Annotated in this window: 14 protein-coding genes; 2 read left to right on the plus strand and 12 right to left on the minus strand. The window is 59.1% G+C overall.

Translation table 11 applies throughout. From position 1 onward, the window contains the following. Nucleotides 1-44 precede the first annotated feature (44 nt). The 8 genes from VE009_RS13785 to VE009_RS13820 form a co-directional block, all read right to left on the minus strand. Nucleotides 45-5,039 carry an immunoglobulin-like domain-containing protein gene (locus VE009_RS13785; RefSeq protein WP_325008513.1) on the minus strand — a complete coding sequence of 1,665 codons (4,995 nt, stop codon included), beginning with the start codon at nucleotides 5,037-5,039 and terminating at the stop codon, nucleotides 45-47. 96 nt (nucleotides 5,040-5,135) lie between these two features. Next, the gene (locus VE009_RS13790; RefSeq protein WP_325008515.1) at nucleotides 5,136-6,131 is read right to left on the minus strand and encodes a glycoside hydrolase family 43 protein; all 996 of its coding nucleotides are present in this window, start codon (nucleotides 6,129-6,131) and stop codon (nucleotides 5,136-5,138) included. A 99-nt stretch (nucleotides 6,132-6,230) separates the two neighbouring features. Beyond that, nucleotides 6,231-7,262 carry a LacI family DNA-binding transcriptional regulator gene (locus tag VE009_RS13795; protein ID WP_325008517.1) on the minus strand — a complete coding sequence of 344 codons (1,032 nt, stop codon included), beginning with the start codon at nucleotides 7,260-7,262 and terminating at the stop codon, nucleotides 6,231-6,233. A 140-nt stretch (nucleotides 7,263-7,402) separates the two neighbouring features. Beyond that, the gene (locus VE009_RS13800; protein WP_325008519.1) at nucleotides 7,403-9,004 is read right to left on the minus strand and encodes an ABC transporter substrate-binding protein; all 1,602 of its coding nucleotides are present in this window, start codon (nucleotides 9,002-9,004) and stop codon (nucleotides 7,403-7,405) included. An 89-nt stretch (nucleotides 9,005-9,093) separates the two neighbouring features. Next, the gene (locus tag VE009_RS13805) at nucleotides 9,094-10,017 is read right to left on the minus strand and encodes a carbohydrate ABC transporter permease (RefSeq protein ID WP_325008521.1); all 924 of its coding nucleotides are present in this window, start codon (nucleotides 10,015-10,017) and stop codon (nucleotides 9,094-9,096) included. Nucleotides 10,018-10,029: 12 nt separating this feature from the next. Continuing rightward, nucleotides 10,030-10,899, minus strand: coding sequence for an ABC transporter permease (locus tag VE009_RS13810; RefSeq protein ID WP_325008686.1), 870 nt, complete (start codon nucleotides 10,897-10,899; stop codon nucleotides 10,030-10,032). A gap of 128 nt (nucleotides 10,900-11,027) precedes the next feature. Further along, nucleotides 11,028-13,808, minus strand: coding sequence for a beta-galactosidase (locus VE009_RS13815; protein WP_325008523.1), 2,781 nt, complete (start codon nucleotides 13,806-13,808; stop codon nucleotides 11,028-11,030). A 1,408-nt stretch (nucleotides 13,809-15,216) separates the two neighbouring features. After that, nucleotides 15,217-16,794 (minus strand): glycoside hydrolase family 28 protein, encoded by a 1,578-nt coding sequence (locus tag VE009_RS13820; protein ID WP_325008525.1) that lies wholly within the window; start codon nucleotides 16,792-16,794, stop codon nucleotides 15,217-15,219. A 104-nt stretch (nucleotides 16,795-16,898) separates the two neighbouring features. On the opposite strand from VE009_RS13820, the gene VE009_RS13825 reads away from it, so the two are divergent. After that, the gene (locus tag VE009_RS13825) at nucleotides 16,899-17,744 is read left to right on the plus strand and encodes an AraC family transcriptional regulator (RefSeq protein WP_325008527.1); all 846 of its coding nucleotides are present in this window, start codon (nucleotides 16,899-16,901) and stop codon (nucleotides 17,742-17,744) included. Nucleotides 17,745-17,840: 96 nt separating this feature from the next. On the opposite strand, the gene VE009_RS13830 is transcribed toward VE009_RS13825, so the two are convergent. Beyond that, the gene (locus VE009_RS13830) at nucleotides 17,841-19,409 is read right to left on the minus strand and encodes a glycoside hydrolase 43 family protein (protein WP_325008529.1); all 1,569 of its coding nucleotides are present in this window, start codon (nucleotides 19,407-19,409) and stop codon (nucleotides 17,841-17,843) included. A gap of 1 nt (nucleotide 19,410) precedes the next feature. Continuing rightward, entirely contained in the window at nucleotides 19,411-20,541 is a 1,131-nt protein-coding gene (locus VE009_RS13835) for a glycoside hydrolase family 88/105 protein (protein WP_325008531.1), read from the minus strand. A 235-nt stretch (nucleotides 20,542-20,776) separates the two neighbouring features. Here VE009_RS13835 and VE009_RS13840 point away from each other — a divergent pair, with 235 nt between their 5' ends. Further along, nucleotides 20,777-22,201, plus strand: a complete 1,425-nt coding sequence (locus tag VE009_RS13840; RefSeq protein ID WP_325008533.1) for a serine hydrolase — start codon at nucleotides 20,777-20,779, stop codon at nucleotides 22,199-22,201. Nucleotides 22,202-22,397: 196 nt separating this feature from the next. Here VE009_RS13840 and VE009_RS13845 read toward each other — a convergent pair whose 3' ends face one another. Both VE009_RS13845 and VE009_RS13850 read right to left on the minus strand, forming a co-directional pair. Beyond that, nucleotides 22,398-23,315 (minus strand): nucleoside hydrolase, encoded by a 918-nt coding sequence (locus VE009_RS13845; RefSeq protein WP_325008535.1) that lies wholly within the window; start codon nucleotides 23,313-23,315, stop codon nucleotides 22,398-22,400. A 22-nt stretch (nucleotides 23,316-23,337) separates the two neighbouring features. Further along, nucleotides 23,338-23,505: a DUF3502 domain-containing protein gene (locus VE009_RS13850; protein ID WP_325008537.1), complete on the minus strand. Its 168-nt coding sequence runs from the start codon at nucleotides 23,503-23,505 to the stop codon at nucleotides 23,338-23,340. Nucleotides 23,506-23,641: the final 136 nt, after the last annotated feature.

Consider the following 23,641-nt stretch of genomic DNA (forward strand, 5'->3'; position numbering starts at 1 on the left):
GATCCGGCCGATCGCCGCGCCGGATGAGCGCTCGCCCGCTTCCATTACGGCTTGCTTACGTTGACCTCGATCGTCGCTGTCGTCGTATGACCCGCCGCATCGGTGACGGCGTACGTGATCGTGTACACTCTTCCCGCCCCGGTGCCGGAACGTTCGGCCCGCAGGCTGAACTCGGTATCGTACGCGCCGAATTCGGCGTCTTGAATATCGGCTTCGGTGCGGCCGTCGCCGAGTCCGTCATCCGGTTCGCTGCTCGTAATGGACACCAGCTCGACGCGGGCGACGCCGGAAATCGCGTCGTGCGCGTCCACGTCGACGCGGATGGGAACCATCTGATGATTCGGCGGTCCGATCTGCGGGCGGTCGACGGCGAGCGCCGCGACCGGAGCGCTCTTGTCGATCCGGATCGTCACCGACTTCGCTTCCTCCACGTTGCCCGCATGATCCTCGCTGCGGTACTCGACGGTCGCGACGCCTTCTTCCGAGAACGCGACCGGCGCCTCGTAAGGAATCCAATCCCCGCCGTTCACGCGGTATTCGGTTCGCTTGACGCCCCGTCCCTCGTCCGCCGCCGACAGCGCCAAGGTCGCGCTAGAGGCGTGCCAACCGCCGCTCTCCGGCCGGTCCGACGATAGCGAGGCGGTCGTCACCGGCGCGGCATCGTCCTCGGGATAAGCGAACACCTTCACCTCGTGCAGGCCGCGGTACCAGGTGACCGGCCGATCCGCATTGTTCGTATGACCGTATTCGCCGAGCACGGTCAGCTTCACGTAGCGGTACGTGCCGGACAGCTTGTGGCTGTTGAACGACGTCGTCCGGTTGCCGCTTTGGTCGATCAAGAGGTCGTAATGGACGTCGTCGTTGCTCGCCTCGAGTTTGTACGTGTAATATACCTCCGACCCGTTCCACTCCCGCCAGCTGATATCGATCCGGCTCAGTTCGGTTTCGCGCTCCAGATCGACCCGCCAGGTGACCGGGAACGACGTCGTGTTCCAATCGTAGTAGTTGTATTCGTCCCCGTCGTTGGCGAGGGAAGCGCCCGCCTGCGTGCTGGCCGCGACCGGTTTGCCTTGCGACACGAGCACATCCACGGCGGTTTCGTACGTTCCGGCAGCGACGTCGAGGTCCCACTCGGCCGCGTATTCCATGCTTGCCGTTCCGCCGCCCAAGTGCAGCGGCAGCCAAATATACTGCGAGGTTCGCAGCGCCGTCGGATTCCATCGATCCCCGACATAAATGTAAGCGTCCGCCTCGCTGCCCTGCACTTTGAAGATGAAAGCAGGCTGCGTGTAGTACGTGGACGGGTTGCCGAGCAGCTTCAATTCGGACCACCCGAACGGGTCGGTCAAATCGGCCGTCGTCGCGTACTTCCCTTGGTTCGGGTACCAGCCGGAGGCGCCGGACGTGACGAGATAATACAATCCGTCTTTCTTCGCGATGGCCGGCGCCTCCCGATGCTGGCCGACGAATGCCGTGTACAAGTATTCGTCGACGTACAAGTAATCGTCGGTGAGCCGGTACACGTTCATGTCGTAGTTGTTGTTCGTCGAGCCGAACAAATACGCCGTGCCGTCGTCATCTTGGAACACGGTGAAATCGCGGGAAGCCATGCCGTTCGGACGGAAACGGTACAGATACTGATAATCGCCGTCGACCGTATCCGATACGGCGACTACGACGTTCGCCTGGTTGTAGTTGCCGGCTTCCTCCCAATGCCCCCAGAGCACGTACTTGCCGATCTTCTCGTTGTAAAGCACCTTCGGACGTTCGATTTTCGCATGGGCGAGCTCCGGATGGGATTTCGTCGTAATGACGTCGTTGCGGTATTCCCATGTCTTCAAGTCTTGGGAAGCATAGACCGACACGCCGTTTAAGACGGCCGAATTATGCCCTTTGTTTTCGCCGAACCAATAGTACGTGCCGCCCACCTTCATGATGTGCCCGCCGTGCGCTTGGATCATGGCGCCGTCGGTGTCGTACCAAAACTCCCCGTTGCGGATCGCGTCGCCGTAGGCGCTGCCGTCGATCACCTGCACCGCGGCCTCTACCCGCGTGCTCGTTCCGGCGAGCGTTCCCGCGGCCGTGAACGTGCCGACCTCCGCGTATGCGGCCGGATCGACCGCGTCCCACGCAACGTCCATGTTCGTATACAAATTATTGGTGTAATCGACTTTCACGAACGCCGGCAGCCTTGGAGGAACGCCGGTCTTCGTCGACCATTGGACGACGTTCAGCGTTCGCGGCGTCGACAAGGCGTGGACCAGCCGGCTCCATTCCGCTTCATCGATCCTCGAGAAGCCCCCGTGCAGCGCTCCCGCCGGCAGCGCGAACGATTCGGCGTCTCTAGCCCACGGGCCGGATTCGCTCGCTGAGGAATACAGCGTCCATGTTCCGTTCGCGTACTCGTATTTGTACCATTTCTCCTCGGAATTCAGCTTGAATACGCTGCCGCCTTCGCGCGGAACGACGACCGCCGGGTCGCTGCCGAGCTCCGTCCACGTCCTCCCGTTCCGGCTGACCGCGTAATGGAGCGTATCGGTTCCGTTCACCTTTTTGTAGTAAGCAAATAAATACGCCGTATAGTCGTCCTGCTCCAAAATTGTGATCGGAAACTCGCGCGTGCCCGATACATCCCCTCGCGCAACCGTCGCGGTCAGCGTAACGTTCAAATCGCCCGCGCCGATCGGGGGCCGGCTCACCATGCCGTCCGGCCGGAGATGCAGCTCGTCGGCAGATGCCCACGTTATGCGCGTGCGGTTCGCCCCGGCGGAAGGCAGGCTCAGCTTCGCCGTCACAGCGTTCGCGTTCGGAATCGACAGCGCCGCCAAATCCGCCGCGACCGCATCCTCGTCGGCGAGCTCCGCCAGCACCGTCAAGCGGAACGTCTTCGCGTCCTCCGCGTTCCCTTGCCGGAGGGTCGCCGTCAGCGTCACTTCGGCGTCGGGTTCCCCTACCGCCGGACGCGTAACGAGCCCGGTCGTGCTCACGACGTCCGGACGATCGGACGACCAGACGATCGACGAACCGTTCGCTCCTCTCGTCGGGAGCGCGATGTCGTTCATGACCGCGCTCGTGTCGCCGAGCGTTAACGCCTCTTTGTCCGCCGCCACGTTGGCGGCGTTCTCCGGCTCCGTAAACATAGCCACCTCCGCCGGCCCCAGCGCCCTGTTAAAGACGTAGAAGTCGTCGATTTGTCCGTCCAAATACGGGTCGGGCCAGAGCGATCTTCCGATATAGTTTTGCGTCGTATTGCCAAGGTCTCTCGGCCGGATGCTCACCTGTTCGTTGCGGGCGGCCTCTTCCCCGTTGACGTAGAGGATCGCCGTGCTGCCGGACAGCGTCACGGCGTAATGCATCCAGCCGCCCGCCTTTTCCATCGCCGGGAGGACGGACACGATTTGCTCGCTGCCATTGTTCTTGAACACGTAGCGAGTTTCGCCTTGACTGCTTTTCGGCGACAGGAAAATATAACTATTCGTATCGTTGCCGATATCGAAAATGCGCGCCCACGTTTTCAGCGTATCCTGCTTCACCCACGCGGCGATCGTAAAATCGTCCAGCCCGTTCAACAAGCCTCTCGGCAGCACGATATGATCGTTCGTACCGTCCAAGTTGACGGCGCCGCCCGTGCGGCCCGCGGTCCAGGCCGCCCCGTTCGCGAGCGCGGCCTTCGTCTGGTTGGAGCTCGCCGCGGTCGGAGAAGCGGTCGTTCCGGAGCCTTCGTCGAACTTGTATGCCGCGACGATGCCCGGAAGCTCATCCGGCGAATCCGGCAGGACGAGCGTCGTCGTTTCGTCCACGGCCTCGGACAGCGCGGATTCGTCGTCGCCGAAAACAGAGCTCACCTTGTAGAAGTACCTGACCCCGGAAGCGAGCCCCGCGTCGGTCGCGACGTTGTCCGAACCGGTGTACACGACGGCATAAGCGCCGTTCAAGCTGGTCGATCGGTACAGCTTATACGCGTCCGCCCCGGACGCCGCATCCCACTCAAGGGACAGCGAGTTCGACGACTTGCTCGTCACGGCCAGCCCGGTCGGCGCGGCCGGTCTCGCCGCCGTGACGACCTCGACCGAAGCCGACGGGATAGATTCGTATTTGTGCCGCTCGGCGGTCACCCGGTAGTAGTACGCCGTTGTCGACGACAAGCCCGTATCCTTGAACAAAGCCAGCGTCCCGGCATACACCTGCGCGTAGTTCGCGTCCGGCGACGTAGAGCGGTACAAGCGGTACATCGCATCCGAATCCGCCGAAGCCGCGGCCGGATCCTCCCACGTCAACGTCGCGGTCGTCGCCGTCACCGCCGCCGCTTGCAAGCCGCTCGGCGCCGCAGGCTTCGCCGCGGGAATACGGCGAATGTCCACATCGTCCAACGCCGATTTCGCCCAGCGCGAGCGGAACCCCGCCGTGCCCGTCGGGAAGGAAGCATCCGTCGCCTCGATGACCAATTTGCCGTCTATGTAAGCTTTCAGCGAGCTGCCTTCCGCCGTCACCCGCAAGGCGTACCACTGCCCCGTCGTCACCGGCAGGCTGTACTGTCCGAGCGTACCGCCCGTCCCTTTGTTCAGCTTCACGGTATTGCCGTCGAATTGGAAATTGTAGTACCGCGTCGTCCCGGGGGTGTAACGGACCAGAATGCCCGGATACGCGCCGCTTTCGAGTTTCCGGATTTTCGCTTCGTACACGTAGTCCGCCCCGATGTCGGCATTCACGGAGGCGAAAGCTTCGTCGCCCCCGTTGACGTATAACATTTTGTTGCCGGGCGAGGATGCGTCGTCCACGACGGACAGCAAGCCCGGTCGATTGATCGTCCAACCGTTCAAGTCTCCATCCTGGAAATCGTCTTGAAACAGCGGCGGCGAGGAGAATTCCCCCGTCTCCTCCGAAGGCGCGGGACCGCCGTAAACATCTTCGGTCACGACAGCTGCCTCGAACGCGGGCAGCTCCGACGCCGATGCGCGAAGTCCAGCGTACGGCAGCGCGCCGGATGCGGCGAGCACGACGGATAAGACGGCTTTGGCCAACACCGATTTGGCGATCATGTTCGCAATTGCCCTCCTAGCGAATTTATATTTGACAACGCTTACAATACACTCAATTTCAGCAGCCTCGCCAACGGTCGGTTCTCGACGCTGCGCTCAGCCGTGCAAATCCTCTCTCGCGCGCACGACTCGAAACCGATCCGGAAGCTCCTCCATCTCGTAAATCTTCGCCCGCGAATCCGGCATGCGGAAGGGCTGATGAACAATGAGCAGCCGCGTCCCTTCGAACGTGCGGAACAGCATTCCGTGTCCGCTGTCCTCGTAGACAAGCGGCTCCAGCTGCTCCCATGGCCCCTTGAGCGTACCGGAAGCCGAGCGGGCGATCGTCTGTACGTACCCTTGCTCGTTATAGCTCGACCACAGCATGACCAAATGTCCGCCCTTCGTCCGATACAACTGACAGCCGTCGGACACGTACACGGACGGTTCCGCGCTCGGTTTGCGCTCGGCGTTGATCCAAGGCGCGTCCGACGCTTTGAACAGATGGATCGGATCCCCGTCGGCTTCCGACAAATCTTCTTTCAACGGGATCGCCTCGAACGTGCCGTCCGCGATTTGAATCCATTCGTGGCAGTACACCATCCAAGGGCGACCGGCGTCGTCGACAAACAAGGTGCCGTCGAGCGTCATGAACGATGGCGGGGGGACGGGGGCGTCTTTCTTCAACAGAACGAAAGGCCCCGCCGGCGAGTCGGCCACGGCGATGCTCGTTCCCCGCAAATGGTTCTTGCGCCATACCTCCGGAACGTCCGCGATCACCGCGTCCTCGTTATGGAGCGTGACGAACAAATAATATTTTCCCTTGTATTCGTGAACTTCCGGCGCCCACGTCCCGTGCTGGGGATGCGCCCACGCGCCGTCCGGAACGGTAAACACGACGTACGGCCCTTCCCATTCCGTTAACGTTGTGCTCTTGTACATGAGGACGCCGCAGCGCGGCAGATCGGTAAAGCGCGGGGTCCCGCTTGTATATAGGTAGTAAGTTTGATCGGCCGCATGGGACAGGACGAATGGATCATGGACGGGAATGTCGGCCAAACGGTGACCTTGGCGCGGATGGGATGTATCGGAAGCAGCGTTGTACACGGGCATGCGCTTCTCACCTCATTGCGGAAATATGGTTTTTCCTGTAACGGGTTTCATGAAATGGGTTACATATTTCTGCACCGCAGATAAGCCCCGTTAAGGAACCTACCTCGCGCGATAGGGGCCGGTGCTTTGCCGGACGACCAGCTCCGGGCGCAGCATCGTTACTTTCTTCGTCTTCTCCCCGTTGATTAGCTGATGGAGGAGCGTGACGGATTGCTTGCCGAGCTCGTACGTCCGCTGCGCGACCGTCGTTAATTCCGGAATCACGGTCGTGGACAGCGGCGTATCGTCATATCCTACGATCGAGATGTCCTCGGGGATGCGCAGCCCGCGCTCGATCGCGGTTTTGACGGCGCCGACGGCGGTGAAGTCGTTCACGCACATGACCGCGCTCGGCCGCTTCGAACCGCGCAGCAGCTCTGCCATCAGTTCCTTGCCGTTTTCCACGGAAAAGTCTTTGTTCAGCACCCATTCCGGCCGGATCGGAAGGCCGTTCTCCGACAATTTTTTCTTAAAAGCTTTCACCTTCTGCATCGTCGGGATCATATCGGCGACGCCGCCGATGAACGCGATGTCCCGGTGTCCCAAATCGATCAAATGCTGCATGGCCAGCTCCGCCCCGAGCGTTTCGTCCGACATGACCCGATGGACGCCGCTTTTCGGCAGCGCGCCGTTCACGAGAATGACGGGAATTTGCTCCGCCAGCTCCGCGACTTCGCTCGCCAGCTCCGGGCTGCAGCGGGATGCATTAATTCGTCCTCCGAGGAAAATGATGCCGTCAACTCGTTTCTCCTTCAAGGCGGACAAATACTCGGACTCCCTGCGGTAGTCGCCCCCCGAATTGCATAGGAAGAACGTATACCCCTTCGCCCGAGCTTCGTCCTCGGCGCCTTTGAACACTTCCGGGAAGAACGGGTTCGTAATATCCGGCAAAATCATCCCGATCATCCCGGTCGCCTTGCTGATCAAGCTCCTCGCCAGCGCGTTCGGTTGGAACTGGTATTTTTGAATGACGGCGTTGACCTTCTCCCGCGTGCTCGCCTTCACCGGCGCGGTATCGTTGAGCACCCGCGAAACCGTCGCGACGGACACATTGGCTTCTTTCGCAATGTCGTATACCGTGATCGTTTTCATGGGATGATCCTTTCAGCATTGGTATCTTCGTTAAAGATAACAATAAATGCTGAAGAAATAAATGTAAATGCGGGGAAGGGAGGCAAACCCGCCGCCGGCCGGACTTAGGTTTGCCTCCGCTTGCAAAAGCGCGATCCCGATTATTTCTCCATGAACGCTTTATATTCGTCCATTTGTCGCTGCAGCTCCGCCAGCACCTTGTCGTAGCCCGCCGTCTTCAGCTTCTGGCGGAATTCCTCCACCGCTTTGACGGGATCGCCCGCTTTGCCGTACGAAATCGCGGCGCCCATCTCGCCCGTTACTTGCGAAATCGCGGTAATTTCGGCTTCGACCGCGGACTTGTCGAAGACGAATTGACCGTACGGGAACGGTTTCTTGTACTGATCGTATTCCGCGTACAGCGTTTCGTCGATCTGATCCCACGTCGTTACGCTCGGAATTTCGAACTTGTCGACGCGGCCGCCCCAGAAGTTGGAGTAGAAGCCGTCTCTCGCTTCGTCGTAGCCTTCCGGACGCACCCGCTTGCCGTCTTTGATCTCGTACTGAACGCCTTCGATGCCGTAGTTGATCAAACGGTAAATTTCTTCGTCGTTGCGGATCAATTCGTACGCCATCAACGCCCGCTCCGGATTTTTGCTGTGCGCGCCGACCGACGTGCCCCCGTGCGTAATCGTCAACTCCAACAGGTTTTGTCTCGTCCGGGAGAACGGGAACATCTGCAGCTCGGAGCCCGGCTGTTGATTATCCATCTCCACGCGCAAACCGGAGAACGTTTGGGTATGGTGCTGGTCGAGACCCGACAATCCCGCTTTCAGCGACGCGCGGTTGTCGTTTTTGTTGTTCAGGACGTCCTCGCGCCAGAACCCTTTGTCGCCCCATTCCTTCATCGTCTTCGCGAAGTCCACGAACGTTTCGTCGAAGACCGGGCTCACGACCGTATACCGTTCATCGTACGATTTCGTGAAAAACACCGGCATATAGCCCGTCGAAATCGGCAGTCCGAGCGCGTCGGTATACGACGTCACCCAACCGTCCCACACGCCGGCCGCTCCCGTCGCGTCCCACGGAATGACGTCCGGCTTGTTGTCCTTGATCCACTGGAGGTACCGCCCGATGCCTTCGAAATCTTTGATCGGCTCCGTAATGCCCGCTTCCTTCGCCCAGTCGCCGCGATAGAAGAACCCGTGGTTGACCCACTGCGTAAAGCTGTTCTCCGGAATGAGCACGATCTTCCCGTTATATTTGCTCTCGGCCCAATGGTTCTCCGGAATTTCCGACCACGTCTGAGGCGCGTACTTCGGCAGCAAATCGTCCAGCGGCAGGAATGCGCCGCGCTGGGCGTTGCCCCATGTGTCGAGCCAGTCCGTGCCGATCGTGATCAAATCGATCGGTTCCCCGGACGCGAGCAGCAGGTTGTACTTCGTCTGCCAATCCGCCCACTCGACCCATTTCCATTCGAGCTCGGCGTTAATTTTCTCCTTCATCTTCGCGTTGACCTGCGCCATCACTTTCTCGAACTGCCCGTTCGTCGGCTTGTTGCCGAGCACGACGTAACTGATTTTGACGAATTTGGACGTATCGATGCCGCCTTCGTTGCCGCCGTTCTCGTTCGTCGACGTCCCGGTGCCGCCGTCGCTGCCTTTCGGCGCTTCGGCTCCGCTGCCTCCGCCGGTGCAAGCCGCCAGAACGACCGTGAGGACGATCGCCAGCAGCATCGCGAACCATTTTCTTGCTTTCACCATGTGTTTTTCCTCCCCGATTTTCAATGAATTGGATGCTACCGCTATGTGAAGAGGTCCCCGTCTCGCGATGTCCGGACCTCGGTTCACCGTTATCCTTTGACCGCGCCGACCGTGATGCCTTTGATAAAGTACCGCTGCACGAACGGGTAGAACAAAATGACCGGTCCCGTCGCGACGACGGCCGTCGCCATCTTCATCGATTCGAGCGGCACGTCGCGGAGATCGACGTTGGACGCCGCCGCGGAATTGCGGATAAAGTCGGCGCTGGTGATGGTGTTGTACAGGAACAGTTGGAGCGGCCTGTATTTCATATCCGCCGACAGGAACAGCATGGAATGGTACCACTCGTTCCAGTAGCCTAGGGCGATAAACAGCCCGATCGTCGCCAGCGCCGGCGTCGTCATCGGCAAAATCAGCTTCATGAAAATGGTGAAATCGCCGGCGCCGTCGATTTTCGCCGATTCGGTAATTGCGTGCGGAATCGAACGAACGAACGCTTTCATCATGATGATCAGGAACGGACTCATCAGACCCGGGAGCAGCACGGCAAGGTAGTTATCCTTCAAGCTCAAGTACTGCGTAATGAGCAGATAGAACGGAACGAGCCCGCCGGAAAACAGCGTCGTGAAGTAGATGTAGAACGAGATCCCGTTCCGGAACTGGAAGTCCGGGCGCTGCAGCGCGTAGCCGGTCATTGCCACGAGAAACAATCCGACCGCCGTTCCCGCGAGCGTGATCCCCATGGTTACGAGGTACGAACCTACGATCATGTCCGGGTTTTCGAACACGATTTTGTAGGCGAACGTGCTGAACTCCCGCGGCCAAAAATTGAAGCCGTGTCTCTTGATCGACATTTCGGACGTGAACGACGTGCCCAGCACGAGCAGGAACGGCAGCAGGCAGCAGAGCGCGAATAACGAAATAAACGCGTAGCCGACAATTTTGATCAGCGTCCCGCTGAGATCGGTGCGGATGCTGCCGCTGCCGGTCGAGTGCTCCAGTTGATGTTCCATGGTCCGCCCCCCTTAAAACAACGAATTTTCCGGCGAAAATTTCCGAACGAGCCAGTTCGCCGTAATGACGACGAAAAACCCGAAGATCGACTGATACAAACTGACTGCGCTGCCCATCGAGAAATTGAAGTTGTTCATCAACGATCGGAATACGTAAGTTTCAATAATGTCCGTCGTCGCGTAAAGACTCGTGTTGTTAGCCCCCACCAGGTTGTAAAACAATCCGAAATTGCCTTTCAGTATGCCCCCGAGCGAGAACAGCAGCAAAATAATGAACGTCGGCTTCAGCCAAGGAAGCACGATATACAGGATGCGCTGAAACGCGTTGGCGCCGTCGATTTCCGACGCCTCGACGATTTCGTTATCGAGCCCCATGATGGCTGCGAAATAGACGATCGATCCGTACCCCGTCGACTGCCACAAATACGTGAGCACGATAATGAACGGCCAAATGTCCGGGTTCGAGTACGTTTTGATCGGCTCCATGCCGAACGACTGCAGCACGCTGTTTAAATACCCGTAATCGTAGCTGAGCACGTTGTAAGCGATCAGACCGATCAAGACGGCGGAAATGAAGTGGGGCAGAAACATTAACGTTTGCGAAATTTTCTTGAACCACTTCAGCCGCAGCTCGTTCAGCAGCACCGCGACGAAAATTTGCAGCACGTTCCCGAGCAAAATGAACGCCAAATTGTACGCGATCGTATTGAAGGTGAGACGCCATAAGTCGCCGTTAATGATCAAAAACCGGAAATTATCGAACCCTACGAACGGGCTTCGGAAGATGCCGTCCGAGTAGTTGTATTTAATGAAAGCCAGATAGAGGCCGGGCATCGGCAAGTACGCGAAGACGAGGAAAAAGACGATGGCCGGCAAGCACATCAGCAGCAGCGTTCGGTTGTTCCACAATTTCCTGAATTTTGAGCTCGTGCCCTGCGCGGCTTCCTTGCGGAGCACCGCAGGCGGCGCGGTCGGATTCATAGGACCTCCTCCTTATCGACGGTATTAAATTACACGGGTACGAACGAGAAGCCGTCTACCCTGCAGCCCTGCTCCCCTTCCACCGCTTCGAGCAGGACGGCCAGCCGGGCGCCGTCTTCCTCGAACCAAGCCCCGGGCAAATAGAACGAGACGGGACTTCCTCCGGTGAAGCGCGGGCGCGCGGCGCTGCCGGGCAGCCATAACCGGCCGACCAGGCGTTCGTTCAGAAATACGGTCAGCTTTACGTTCGTTCCGGACGCCCTGACTCTCCAGCCCTTCCCATCGTTCGAGCCGCGCAGTTCCCCGAGCAGCCAAGCCATCTCGCCGGCCTGCAGCGCGACGGGAAGGTCCGCTGCCGCTGCCGTATTGCGCGTCGCGGCTGCGTGCGCCAGCAGCATCTCCTCCTCGCAGGACGAAATGCGCCAGTCCTTCGCGGATACTCCTTCGTAAAGCAGCACCCTGCCGACCGCCGTGCCTGCGCTTTTTTCTAGGAAAACCGCAAGCTGCACTCGCGCGCCCGGGACGACGAACGAGGTAATGTCGATGTACGGATCCGCCGCATCGATCCTTCCCGCCTTATGCCCGTTAACGTACAGGATGCCGTCCGCTTGGGTCCCTTCGAAATGCAGCGTCCACGAGTCCGCCTCGGCGGACGGTTCGAAGCTTTTCCGAAAGTACTCGAACGCCGGGCGGTTCGGCGAAAGCCATCCCCCGAAGCCGACGATCGGCCATTCGCGGTCGTCGGTTGACGTGGAAACGAACGGTTCGTTAGGCGTCGAGCGGTCGGGTGCCGAACGGATCCGCCAGTGCTGGCTAAGGTCCCTTACGCCGCGAACCGACACCAGACCTTCGATCCCTTTCGTCGCGTTCATCCGCAGTCCGGGCAACCGAATGTCGTCGAAGTTCGTGTGTCCCCAAATCTCGACCCTCGCCAGCAGCCGGTCGTCCTCGTTCTCTTGGCTCGTCGGTACGTATCGGCTGCTGCCGCCCGGCACGAGCGTAGTTACGTATTGCTTTCCGATGTAAAGCGAGACGATGTCGCTGCCTCGCCGGATCAAGATGCCTTGCCGCTTTGTCGCGAATGCCCTCCCTTCCTTAGCCTCGTACCAGGCGAAGCCCCGGTAGATGCCGAATTTCTCCAAATGCTCCGCCGCGGCGACCTCGGTCCGCTCTGCGGTCATCGGTTCGCCCGGATCGACGGAACCGAATCTCCAAGCGATCGGAAGGTCGACCGGTTCCGTATCGTATACCTCGCTTTGTCCGAACCGCGCGGCGCCGTCCTCGCCGACGTCTTCGAGCAGCAAGGCGCTTGACCTATCCATGGTGTGGATTTCCAGCGTATGGCCGCCGCGCAGCTCGATCGCGCACGAGGCGGCAGCTCCTGCATCGAACTTCACCGTAACGACGCCGCCGTCTACCTCCGCGGACGCGTTGTCCGCCTTCAGCACTGCCGGTCGTTCCAACCGGAACGCCACTTCCCCCGCACGCTCCGTATGGAACGCCAGAACCGTCTTCCCTTGCTGCCGGCGAACGAAGAACAGCTCCGCGCTCGCATACAGCAGCGTTCCTTCCAGACCCCACGTTCCGAGCGGCACGCCGTACGGCAGCGCCAACGAGCGTCCTTGCTTCAGCAGCAGCTTCGGAATCCGGTTGCCGACGATGTCGAGCGACACTTCCGCCGCCTGCGTCCCGACGTTCGCGACGAACAGAAGATAACCCCCGTCCTTCAAACGGAGCGCCCGCGGACCTACTACGCTTCCGTCCTTCGCCGCCGCCGTTCCGGCGACATTCCCGTCGGGCTCCGCCTCCGCGAGCGAAGCGCCGTACGCCCGAATGATCCGGCTCAGCAATCTGCCCTCGTACGCCTCCGCGCGAATATGTCCTTCCGGGGAAATCATCCCGCCGAAGTCGTAATCGGAGGTAAGGAAGGCGAGCGGCTCGCCCCAATTGTTCGTCGCATTCGTGAATCCGAAATTCGTGCCCGACACTTGCAGGTACGGCCCTAACAGCTTCGCCCCGCAGGAGAGCAGCCTTCGGAGCAGGAAGTGGGAGCGATTCGTCTCCGTCACTAGCAGCGGCACCCCTCGTTCCGCGAGCAGCTCCCGATAGTGCATCGCCTTCTCCTCGAAGGCCGGGTCGCGGTCGTTCGGGTAAAAGTTGCACGTCGGGACGACCCCTTCCGCGAATCCCGAAGCCTCCCGCAGCCCGCCTTGCCCTGCGCAGGCGATGAGCGGCACCGCGATGCCGTGAGCGAGAGCCATGTCCCGCAGCGCCGAGATGTACCCGTTCGGATCGGAGCATCCATAGAAGTCCAGTTCGTTGTCCAGCTGCACGCAGATGACCGTTCCGCCCGCGCCTGCTTCGTACTTTTTCAACATCGGCAGTACGCGGTCGTACCACTTCGACACATACGCCAAAAACGCGCTGTCTTGATCCCGAAGCTTCATGCCTTCCTTAGCGAACAGGTATGCGGGCAGCGCTCCGCCGTCCCATTCCGAGCAAATGTAAGGTCCCGGTCTCGCGACCACCCACACCCCCGCTTCCGCCGCGGTCTGCAGGAACGCCTCGATGTCTTTCTCGCCGGCGAAATCCCACTCGCCCTCCCGCGGCTCATGGAAATTCCACGGAAAATACACGTCGATGCAGTTATAGCCGAACGTCTTCAGCTGCTCCATCCGTTCGCGCCAATATGCCCGCGGAATTCGAAAGTAAAAGAGCGACGCGCACAATAAAATTTCCGGCTTCCCTTGAATGTTCAGCGAGTTCGCGGACAGCCCGACGGCTGGCGCGGCGGCATGGGGCGTTTCCATCACGATTCCTCCGATCGATGTCGAAATTTGTGAAACGGGTTTCATGAAACCCGTTTCATAAAGTGGATGCTGAATGTAACTTCTGTAACCATGTTGTCAAATGAGGCGGATCTCCGTACAACTCTGCGATCGACATTTTAGTGAAAGGGGTTTCATTTTTGTCTGATTTGGCGGGTTAGTATGATTTGCTCTGGGTTGCCGTACGAGGTGGGAAGCGCTTACAAACAAAGGATAGCATGCCGCCTGACCTTTTGTCATGCAATTATTTTTACTTTTGATCGCACTATTTTGATCTTTTCGCGAGTTGCGACACTCCGGTCGCTCCTCGTTGTCGCTGCGACCGTCGCCGCCGGGGAGCTTCCCGCCGCCGCGCTCGTCGGCTTTCGAGCACCGCGCTGCCTCGATCGCCGACTCTCGAGCACCGCGTCGCCCCGATCGCCGGCTCTCGAGCACCGCGCCGCCCCGATCGCCGACACTCGAGCACCGCGTCGCCCCGATCGCCAGCTCTAGAGCACCGCGCCGCCCCGATCGCCGGCTCTCGAGCACCGCGCCGCCGCCATCGCCGGCACTCGGGCACCGCTCCACCTCGACCGTCAGTTCTCGGGCGCCGCTCAGCCGCTATCGCCGGCACTCGGGCCATTATGGGAAGCATGTATGCGTAACAAGTAACCACCCTTCCTTTCTTATGCATACTTCCTTCCCTTCTTGCTCCCGGCACCGCCGCTGCCGTCGGCGCTAGGACCCGTTATGGGAAGCATGTATGTATAAGAAGTAACCACCCCTCCCTTCTTTTGTATACCTCCTTCCCTTCTCGCCCCTCGCGCCGCCGCTGAAGTCGGATCTTGGACCCGTTATGGGAAGCATGTATGCTTATTAAATAACCATCCTTCCTTTATTATGCATACCTTCTTCCCTTCTCGCCCCTCGCGCCGCCGCTGAAGTCGGCTCTTGGACCCGTTATGGGAAGCATGTATGCTTAATAAATAACCATCCTTCCTTTATTATGCATACCTCCTTCTCTTCTTGCCCCTCGCGCCGCCGCTGAAGTCGGATCTAGCCCCGAGCGTCGGCTGGGAAGGGGGCCAGGGGCCATCGATTAGCTAGGGAACCCAGCGCCAACGTGCGATCACCAACTCCGACCCTGGCCCCGTGGGGAGGTCCTGCGCCGCCGCCGTGAGTACCGGCCGGGTCGGGAGAGACCCCGCGCGCAGCTAGAGCGTCAGCAACGGGACCGGCAACGGCGGTGCGCAGGTAGAGCCAGCAACGGGACCGGCAGCGCAGCGCGCAGGTAGAGCCAGCAACGGGACCGGCAGCGGCAGCGCGCAGAGCGATCATCGCCGGTAACGCCGAAAACCCGCACAGAGTGCGAGTTTTCGGCGAATTCGCTGGATTGTCGTTCCGCCTGGGATCAACCGACGATGCGAACCGCTTCCCTGTTCACCTCAGGGGAGACGTCCACACGCCGATGCGTACCCTCCGCGGCCGCTGAACGGCATTCGATCGCTTCCGTTAACGAACCGGTCACATGCAGCAGCCGATCATCGTCCGGCGAGCCCTCGCCCGCCATCCCTTCCAGGCGGATGTCCCGGCATTGGTGCAGCGTCACCAGCGGCCCCCCTTGAACGCGAAGCTCTACGTTCCGAAGCGTTACGCGTTCCCCGTACCTGCAGACGATGCCGTGTTTGCTGGAGACGACCGAATCGCGCCATTCGAAATCGGACACGGGCATCTCCGGCAGGCCGTTGATCAGAAGCGCGCTCTCGGCGCCTTGGCAAACGACGTCCGTGATGCGGATGTTTCGGAACGCCGGCGTTTCCTCCGTGACCGGGAACGGCGTCTCGTCCCCCATCGCTCCGGAGCCGGACTTCCCTTCGTAATACAGATTGAACGAAATCGCCTCCCCGACGATGTCCCGCATGCGGACGCGTTCGATGACGATCCGTTCCACGACGCCGCCGCGGCCGCGGCAGCTTTTGAACCGAATGCCGATGTCCGTGCCGATGAACGTACAGTCCGACACGCGCACATCCCGAACCCCGCCGGACATTTCGCTGCCGACGACGATGCCTCCGTGACCGTGGTAGACCGTACAATTACGGATCGCGATATGTTCGCTCGGAAGCCCTAATCGGCGACCAGCTTCGTCCTTGCCGGACTTGAGGCAAATCGCGTCGTCCCCGACGTCGAAGGCGCTGTCCTCCACGACGACTTGGCGGCAAGAGTCGATATCCAATCCGTCCCCGTTCTGGGCGTACCACGGATTACGCACCGTTACGTTCCGAATGATAATTTGCTCCGAAGCCCAAGGATGCAGGCACCAAGCGGCCGAGTTTTGGAACGTAGGGCCGTCCAGCAAAATACGGCGGCATCGTCTCAAGCTAAGCAGGTTCGGACGCAAATAGTCGCGCACAGCCTCGTAACGATCGACGTCCGTCACCCCCTCCCGCTCCAAACGCGCCGCAACCGCCGCTCCGTCTTTGGCGGCCTGCGTCGGCCACCATACGTCGTTCTCGTCCACGACGCCCCCGGACCGGATCAGCGCGTTCCACTGACGCTCCGTCATTTTCCACCGCTTCACGGGCCTCCAAGCCTCTCCGCCGCCGTCGAAAACGCCGCGCCCGGTAATTGCGATATCCTCGAGTCCTTCGCCATCGAGCGGAGACTGGCAGCGCACCGTCTGCTTGCCCTCGTAGCTGGACAGCACAAGCGGATAGTCGCGAAACCGTTTGCTGAAAAGGACGAGAGCGCCGGCCTCCGCGTGCAGCTCGATCCGGCTCTGCAGGGAGATCGGCCCCGTCAGCCAGACGCCCGGCGGAATGACCACTTGGCCGCCCCCCGCCGATGCGCAAGCTTGAATCGCCGCATGAATGGCTTGCGTGTTATCGGTATGACCGTCTCCGACGGCGCCGTAATCGACAATCGAAACCGAACGGTTCGGAATATTGGGCGCGGCGACCTCGGGAATTTCGGTGTTGGTGTCCATCATCTTCTCCACCTCTGGGTTTATTTTCACTGTCTTAGAGTTTGCCTGCCTTGATGCAGCCCGACGCTCATGTTATAAATGGTCAAGGGATGAAAGGAGCGCCTATCGTGAACGATCAATGGAGGCCGAAATTTCATATCGGGCATGACGATTTTTCGATCCAGTACTTGTCTCGCACGGGGGCGACCAACATGCCGCGTCCTCACGAGCACTCCAGCTTCGAGCTGTATTACTTGCTGAACGGGGAGCGCATTTACTTTATGGAAGATCAGGTCGTCACCGTTCGGAAGGGCGATCTAATGATCATATATCCCCATCAGCTGCATTCCACGGCAAGCACGGAGAAACAGCGCTTCGAGCGGATCCTCGTCAACTTCTCCCCTGCGTTCATCGAACAGGGCGGCGGCCAGGTCACGTCGCTGCTGCGTACGGGCGGCTCGAGGCTCGTGCGCGTCCCGCTGAAGGATCAGCCGGACGTCGAGCGGCTGCTGCGGGCGATGCTCGCCGAATGCGAAGGGGCGCAAACCTATTACGAATCCCTCGTTCGAATCTATTTGAGCGAGCTGCTCATCCGCATTCGCCGCATCGAGCTGTCGATGCACGCCCGCGCCGGAACGGAATACGAACACCCGATGCACCATAAAATTACGGAAATCGCGCAGTACATCAAAGCCAACTACCATCAAAAGCTTACGTTGGAGCAAATTGCCAAACAGTTTTACATCAGCCCGTCGCATTTGAGCCGCACCTTCGCGAAGCTGACGGGGTTCCGCTTCCGGGAATATTTGCAAACCGTCCGCATCCGGGAAGCGCAAAAGCGGCTCGCGGAAAGCAAAGATTCCGTGCAGAGGATCTCGGAGCAAGCCGGCTTCGAGCATATCGCGCATTTCAATAAAACGTTCAAAAAAATCGTCGGCACGACGCCGCTCGACTATCGCAAACGCCACGGCTGAGTGCACCCGCGCCCGGAGCAAAGCGAAGCAGCGCCGGGCAAGGCGCCCCTTGACGCCCGCTTTGGCGGCCGCGCCTCATGCGGCGCCGAAGCGCTGCTACCCGCTCGTCACGCGGAACCAATCCGCATCGGCGAAGCCGCCCTGATTGCCGTCGACCCCGGCGGCGAACAAGCCGATTTTCGCGCCGACCCAATGTCCTTCGACCGCTTGGAAATCCGTCTCCCCGCAGGCGATGAACTCCCCGTCCGAATTCTCGTAAGCAAAGGAACAAACCGCCCCCACCTGGACGGTAACGCGCAGCGTGATCTCGTTCGCGGACCAATCGGTCGACCATACAATGCGCTCCTGCTTGGCATTCCCTTCCCCGCGAATCAGCTCCAAACCGGAACCATCCTCTTTCCTGCGGATCGCGGCATATGCGAAGCTGTAGCCGAATACGACGACGCCCGCTCGTTCCCCGGCCTCCAGCGAACCGACTTCGAGCCGCACGTTCGCTTGGAACGATTCCGCCGGGAACTTCTGCATGAGCAGGTGCGGCGCGTAATAGAGCGTCTGACTCGGCGCGGCGGCGGGAATCGGCGCGGCGAACAGGCGCAGACGGCTGTCCCCCCGCAACGAATACCATTCGGAACTCGGGTTCGCCTGCCACTGCCATTGCAGACCGAGTTCGGAACCGTCGAACTCATCGGAGTCGTCCGGCGCCTCCGCCGGATACGACGCCCCGACGTTCGGTTTCGGATGACGCAGTACAGGCTCGCCGATGCCGTCACCGTTGCTGTCTACGCCCATGATCGGCCAATCGTCCTCCCACCGAACCGGCTGCAGATGAACGATCCGGCCATAAGCCCCCTTATCTTGAAAATGGAGGAACCAGGATTCCCCCGACTCCAATTCGACCCATCCGCCTTGATGCGGGCCGTTGATCGGCGTATCCCCTTGATGCAGCACGATCCGGTCTTCGTACGGACCGTAAATCGAGCGCGAACGGAGCACGGTCTGCCAGCCTGTCGCGACACCTCCCGCCGGTGCGAAGATGTAGTAATACCCATTACGCTTGTACATCTTCGGCCCTTCCATCGTCGGATGGCTCTCGGTGCCGTCGAAGACGATCGTCCCTTCGTCCAGCAGCCGCCGGCCGTCTTCGGACATCCGGCACAGCCTCAGCTTGTGCTTAATGCCGCAGCGGCTGTTCGCGAACGCGTGCACCATGTACGCCTGTCCATCGTCGTCCCAGAACGGGCACGTATCGATCAGCCCTTTGCCCTCCTGCACCAAATGAAGAGGCTCCCATTCTCCCGCGGGATCGTCGGCCGTGCTCATGAATATGCCGACGTCCGGATCGCCGTAAAACACCCAGAACTTGCCGGCATGATATCGCAGCGCGGGCGCCCATACGCCGCCGCCATGGTTCGGAACGTCGTAGCCGGGCAACTCCATTCGCTGGATCACATGATTAATGAGCTTCCAATTGACCAAATCTTTCGAATGCAAAATCGGCAGCCCCGGTATATGCGAGAAGCTGGACGCAGTCATATAGAAATCTTCGCCGACCCGGATGACGTCCGGATCCGAATAATCCGCATGCAGCACCGGGTTGACGAAGGTGCCGTCCCCTTGATCGGACATCCAAGCTTTCCGTTGCTGCGAGTTGGCCGTCGTTGTCATATTAGCGCCTCCCGAATGGTAAGTGTTCGTTCATATTCTCCATCTCCAAGCAAGCCAGCAGGAACGGCGCGACGCCGATCGGAGCGTCCGTCACGACCTTCTCCCGGATATAGTAATCGTATGTGCCGTTGCGGTCGTCGCTTAGGCCGGCGCCGTGGCAGATCGAATGTAGATGCACACCGGCATCGTTCGTCTCGACGAACCGTTCCACCAAACCTTGGAAAGCCTTCTCCGCCGCCAGCCTTGCCGGTTGCTCCAAGTATCCTAGGCGGGCTCCCTTCGCCATTGCGTAAATAAACATGGAAGATCCGGACGTCTCCAAATAATTCCCGGCCCGCGAGCCTTGGTCCAACACTTGGTACCACAGGCCGCTTTCCGCATCTTGCACGCGAATCAATGCGTTGCACATCCGGTGGAAGACGCCGATCAGCGTCCCCCGTTTCGGATGGTCGACAGGAAAATGCTCGATGCTGTCCGCCAGCGCCATGGCGTACCACCCGCAAGCTCGGCTCCAGAAATTTTGGGAGCACCCCGTAACGGGGTTGGCCCACGCCTGCTCTTTGGATTCATCCCAGCCATGGTACAGCAGCCCCGTCCTCGGATCGCGAGTTCGCCGCTCGACGAGCAGCAGCTGATGGGCGACTTCGTCGAACAATTCGCCGCGCCCGAACGTTCGGGCGTACTGCGCGAGGAACGGCGAGGACATATACAGGCCGTCCAGCCACATTTGGAACGGGTACACCTTCTTATGCCAAAACCCGCCATCCGTCGTTCTCGGGTGTCCCGCCAATTGGGCGGCCAGCGTGTGCGCCGCTTGTTCGTAGCGCCGCTCTCCGCTCCGCTCCATGAGGAGGAACAAATTTTTGCCTTGGTTGATTTGGTCGAGATTGTATTCCTCTATGCGGTACCCCCGGATCGAACCGTCCTCTTGAACGAACAGATCCATATGCCTTTTCATAAAATGGTAATAATCCTCATTCGCATATTTTACGCCTACCCGAGCGATCGCCATGAGCATCATTCCCGGTACGTACGCCCACCGGGCGGCCAACTCCGGGTGCAAACCGTCGCTCCCCGCTTGGGAAACAATCGTTTCCGCTGTTCGAAGCGACCATTGTTTTCCATCCTTCAAGCGTGCTTCACCTCATTTTCGGAATTCGATCATGTCCCCTATTATAAAGTAGTTAAGGATTAATTTTTTTACATTCCCTGTCCTTTCACGCTCAAATTTTGCTTTCTATGCTTTCTTCCGGCTTTTCCGAGCAAAAAATGCAAAATACCGCTTCATCTCGACAGATGAGGCGGTATTTTGTTCGTCTCCCTTTGTTTAGAATTATGGAAGAGAGCATTCGAAAGAGGTGGAATCTATGAACGAGCTTTTGAGAGTCAGGCCGGAAGAAGTCGGCGTCAATCCATCTGGGATCCTTAACTTCATCCGGGATATTCAGGACCGGAACATCCCTCTGCACAGCTTTATGCTGCTTCGCGGCGGGAAGGTGGCGGCCGAAGCCTACTATGCTCCGTTTCGTCCGGAGCTGCCGCATCCCATCTTTTCCGTGAGTAAAAGCGTCACCTCCGCCGCGGTCGGCATCGCGATTGGGGAAGGCTTGCTTTCGCTCGACGACAACGTCGTCGAATTTTTTCCAGAAAAGCTCCATTCCGCCGTCCACCCGTATACTGCCGAGATGAAAATTCGTCATCTCCTCAGTATGCAGACCGTTCATAGAAAATCTACGAACAAAGAAGCGGCCGATATCGTTCAAACGTATCTGCTTACGCCTCCGAGCCATCCTCCGGGGTCCGTGTTCGCCTACGACACGACGGGTACGCATACGCTGTGCGCCATATTACAGAAGGTTGCGGATTGCACCGTTCACGAGTACCTCGAGCCGCGGCTGTTCGGACCGATCGGTATGCGGGACGTCGAATGGGAAACTTGCCCGATGGGAATTAACAAAGGCGGAAGCGGGATACGCTGCACAACCGAAGACATGGCCCGCTTCGGCCAGCTTTACCTTCAGGAGGGGCGGTGGAACGGGATTCAAGTGCTTCCGGAAGGGTGGGTGCGGCAAAGCACGAGACGGATCGTCGATACTTCCAACGCCAATATGTTGTTGGAAGGGCGCCGCGGATACGGCTACTGCTTTTGGATGGCACGGGCACAATCGTACTGCGCGTTCGGCGCCGGCGGTCAATTCATCCTCGTCATCCCCGGCAAGGACGCCGTATTCGTCACGACCGCCAATACGATGCTGAATCGGGACGAGCACCAGTTGATCTTGGACTGTTTTTGGGCAAACCTGTACCCATCCATGCCGGACGGCGCATTAGCGTACGACGACGCTAATACCGCGCTTCTAGAAGACAAGCTAAGCAATCTGGAGCTGGTCCTACCGGCCGGCCTGCCGTCCTCTCCACTAGCGGCGAGGCTTCAGGGACGTAGGTTCCAGCTCCAAGATGCATGCCTCGGCGCTGACGTCTGCTCGTTCGTATTCGGCGATACCGCCTCGAAGCTGCTATTCGGCCAAGGGGACGACGCGGCGGCGGTATCCTGCGGAATGAACACTTGGATCGTCGCGCAGGAGCCATTCTATGGCATGTCCGCCGCCTGCGCCGCCGTCTGGACGGACGAATCGACGCTGATCGTCAACATTCAGCTGCTGGAAGAGCAGCACATGTTCATTCTTACCTGCCGCTTCCTCGAGGAACGGTTCGTGCTCCAGATCAAACCCGTTGGCTTCGTCAATTCTGAGCCGTGGGACCGCGAGTGGACCGGCATACTCATGCAGTAGTGTGAAAAGTTCCTTTTCGATCCCCCTCCGCCGGATGCCAGCCGTCCAGCACGGAGTTAACGCAGAAAAGCGACATGAGCGTACGGTCTCCAAGGGCGACATTCATGCATCCCCGGCCTTATTCGTTTATGCTAGTCAAAACACATAAACCCAACCGTCATTTTCATGACAGTTGGGTTCAAGCTTGAAGCACCGATCAATTGTTATGATTGCTATAATGAAGCGCAAGCTTCGAGAACATATCCTCTAATGTGAAACGAGGGTCTACGAAATGGTACACGCGGATCATCCGCTCTTTCTGGTCATGGACGTAATACATATCCTGCGTAATGCGCGGCGCCGGCTTGTACGTATACCCATATTCGTGCTCATCCAACAGCAAGCTGATGCAGGGGGAGTCGCCTAGCGACCACATCTCGCCCTTCGGCCATGTCGGATACTTGATGGAGTTGTTGAATTCGATCAATTGTTCCACCAAGTAGTTCCCGATCCTCCCGTACGGTTGCACTTTGTGGATCAATTCCGCCAAGCTGACGCGCATGGTCGTATAAACGCCGCGCGGTACTTGCCACAGCTCGATCGGAGAGTCGAAGATGACGTTCGCGGCATGAATATCGTTGAACAAATTGTATTCCCAGCCGCCGTTCGGATAATCTTCTCCCCCGATCCAGATGACTGTGACTCTCCCGGCGATCTTCGGTTCCATAAGATACGCCGTCGCCATATCGGTCAGCGGACCCATAAACACGACATACAGCGGCGCATCGTCGTCGGCCATCGCTTCGCGAACGATCGCCTCCGCGCCTGCCGACGGTTCCGGGGTCAACTCATCGCTTAGCGGATTGGCGGCGCCGGAGTATACCGGCACTTGTCCCTCCAAATCCATCAAAGAGAGAATTTTATGCACCTCGTCGCAGCTCTGCTGCATCGTATGCTCGCGGTTCATCATTTTGCCGGTTGTTTCGAACTGCGCACCGATAATCCCCTTGATGCGGAATCTGGGTGTCAGTAATGCATGTACGATGGCGAACTGGTCGTCCGCCTCATTCTTCGCGTCCGTATTGATGATCACGCGTATTTTCCGCCACTCCGGCACGTCGAAAGCCAGGTTCATAACGAATCACTCCCGATTAGAATCACTTGTCGTTCGCCGCCGACCAAGCGTCTAGCTGCTTTTGCTTTTCGGCGATAATGTTGTCGATGCCTGCCGACTTCAGTTCCGCGACCTCCGTCTTCACCGGAGACTGGTCGAATGTGAAGACAGATGTCAGGAAGTTGTTGCCGATTTCCCATTGATTAAACATATACTTCGATTCGGTAACACCGTCCGGCATGCGAATTGAGGCGAAGCGAATGGAGGAAGGGCTGCATCCTTGGTAGACCCCCTTGCTGCTTGCCCGGGCATATTCTGTTATTGTAATATATCCATTTTTATATTCT

Origin of the sequence: Paenibacillus sp. (genome assembly GCF_035645195.1) — a bacterium.
Classification (GTDB): domain Bacteria; phylum Bacillota; class Bacilli; order Paenibacillales; family YIM-B00363; genus Paenibacillus_AE.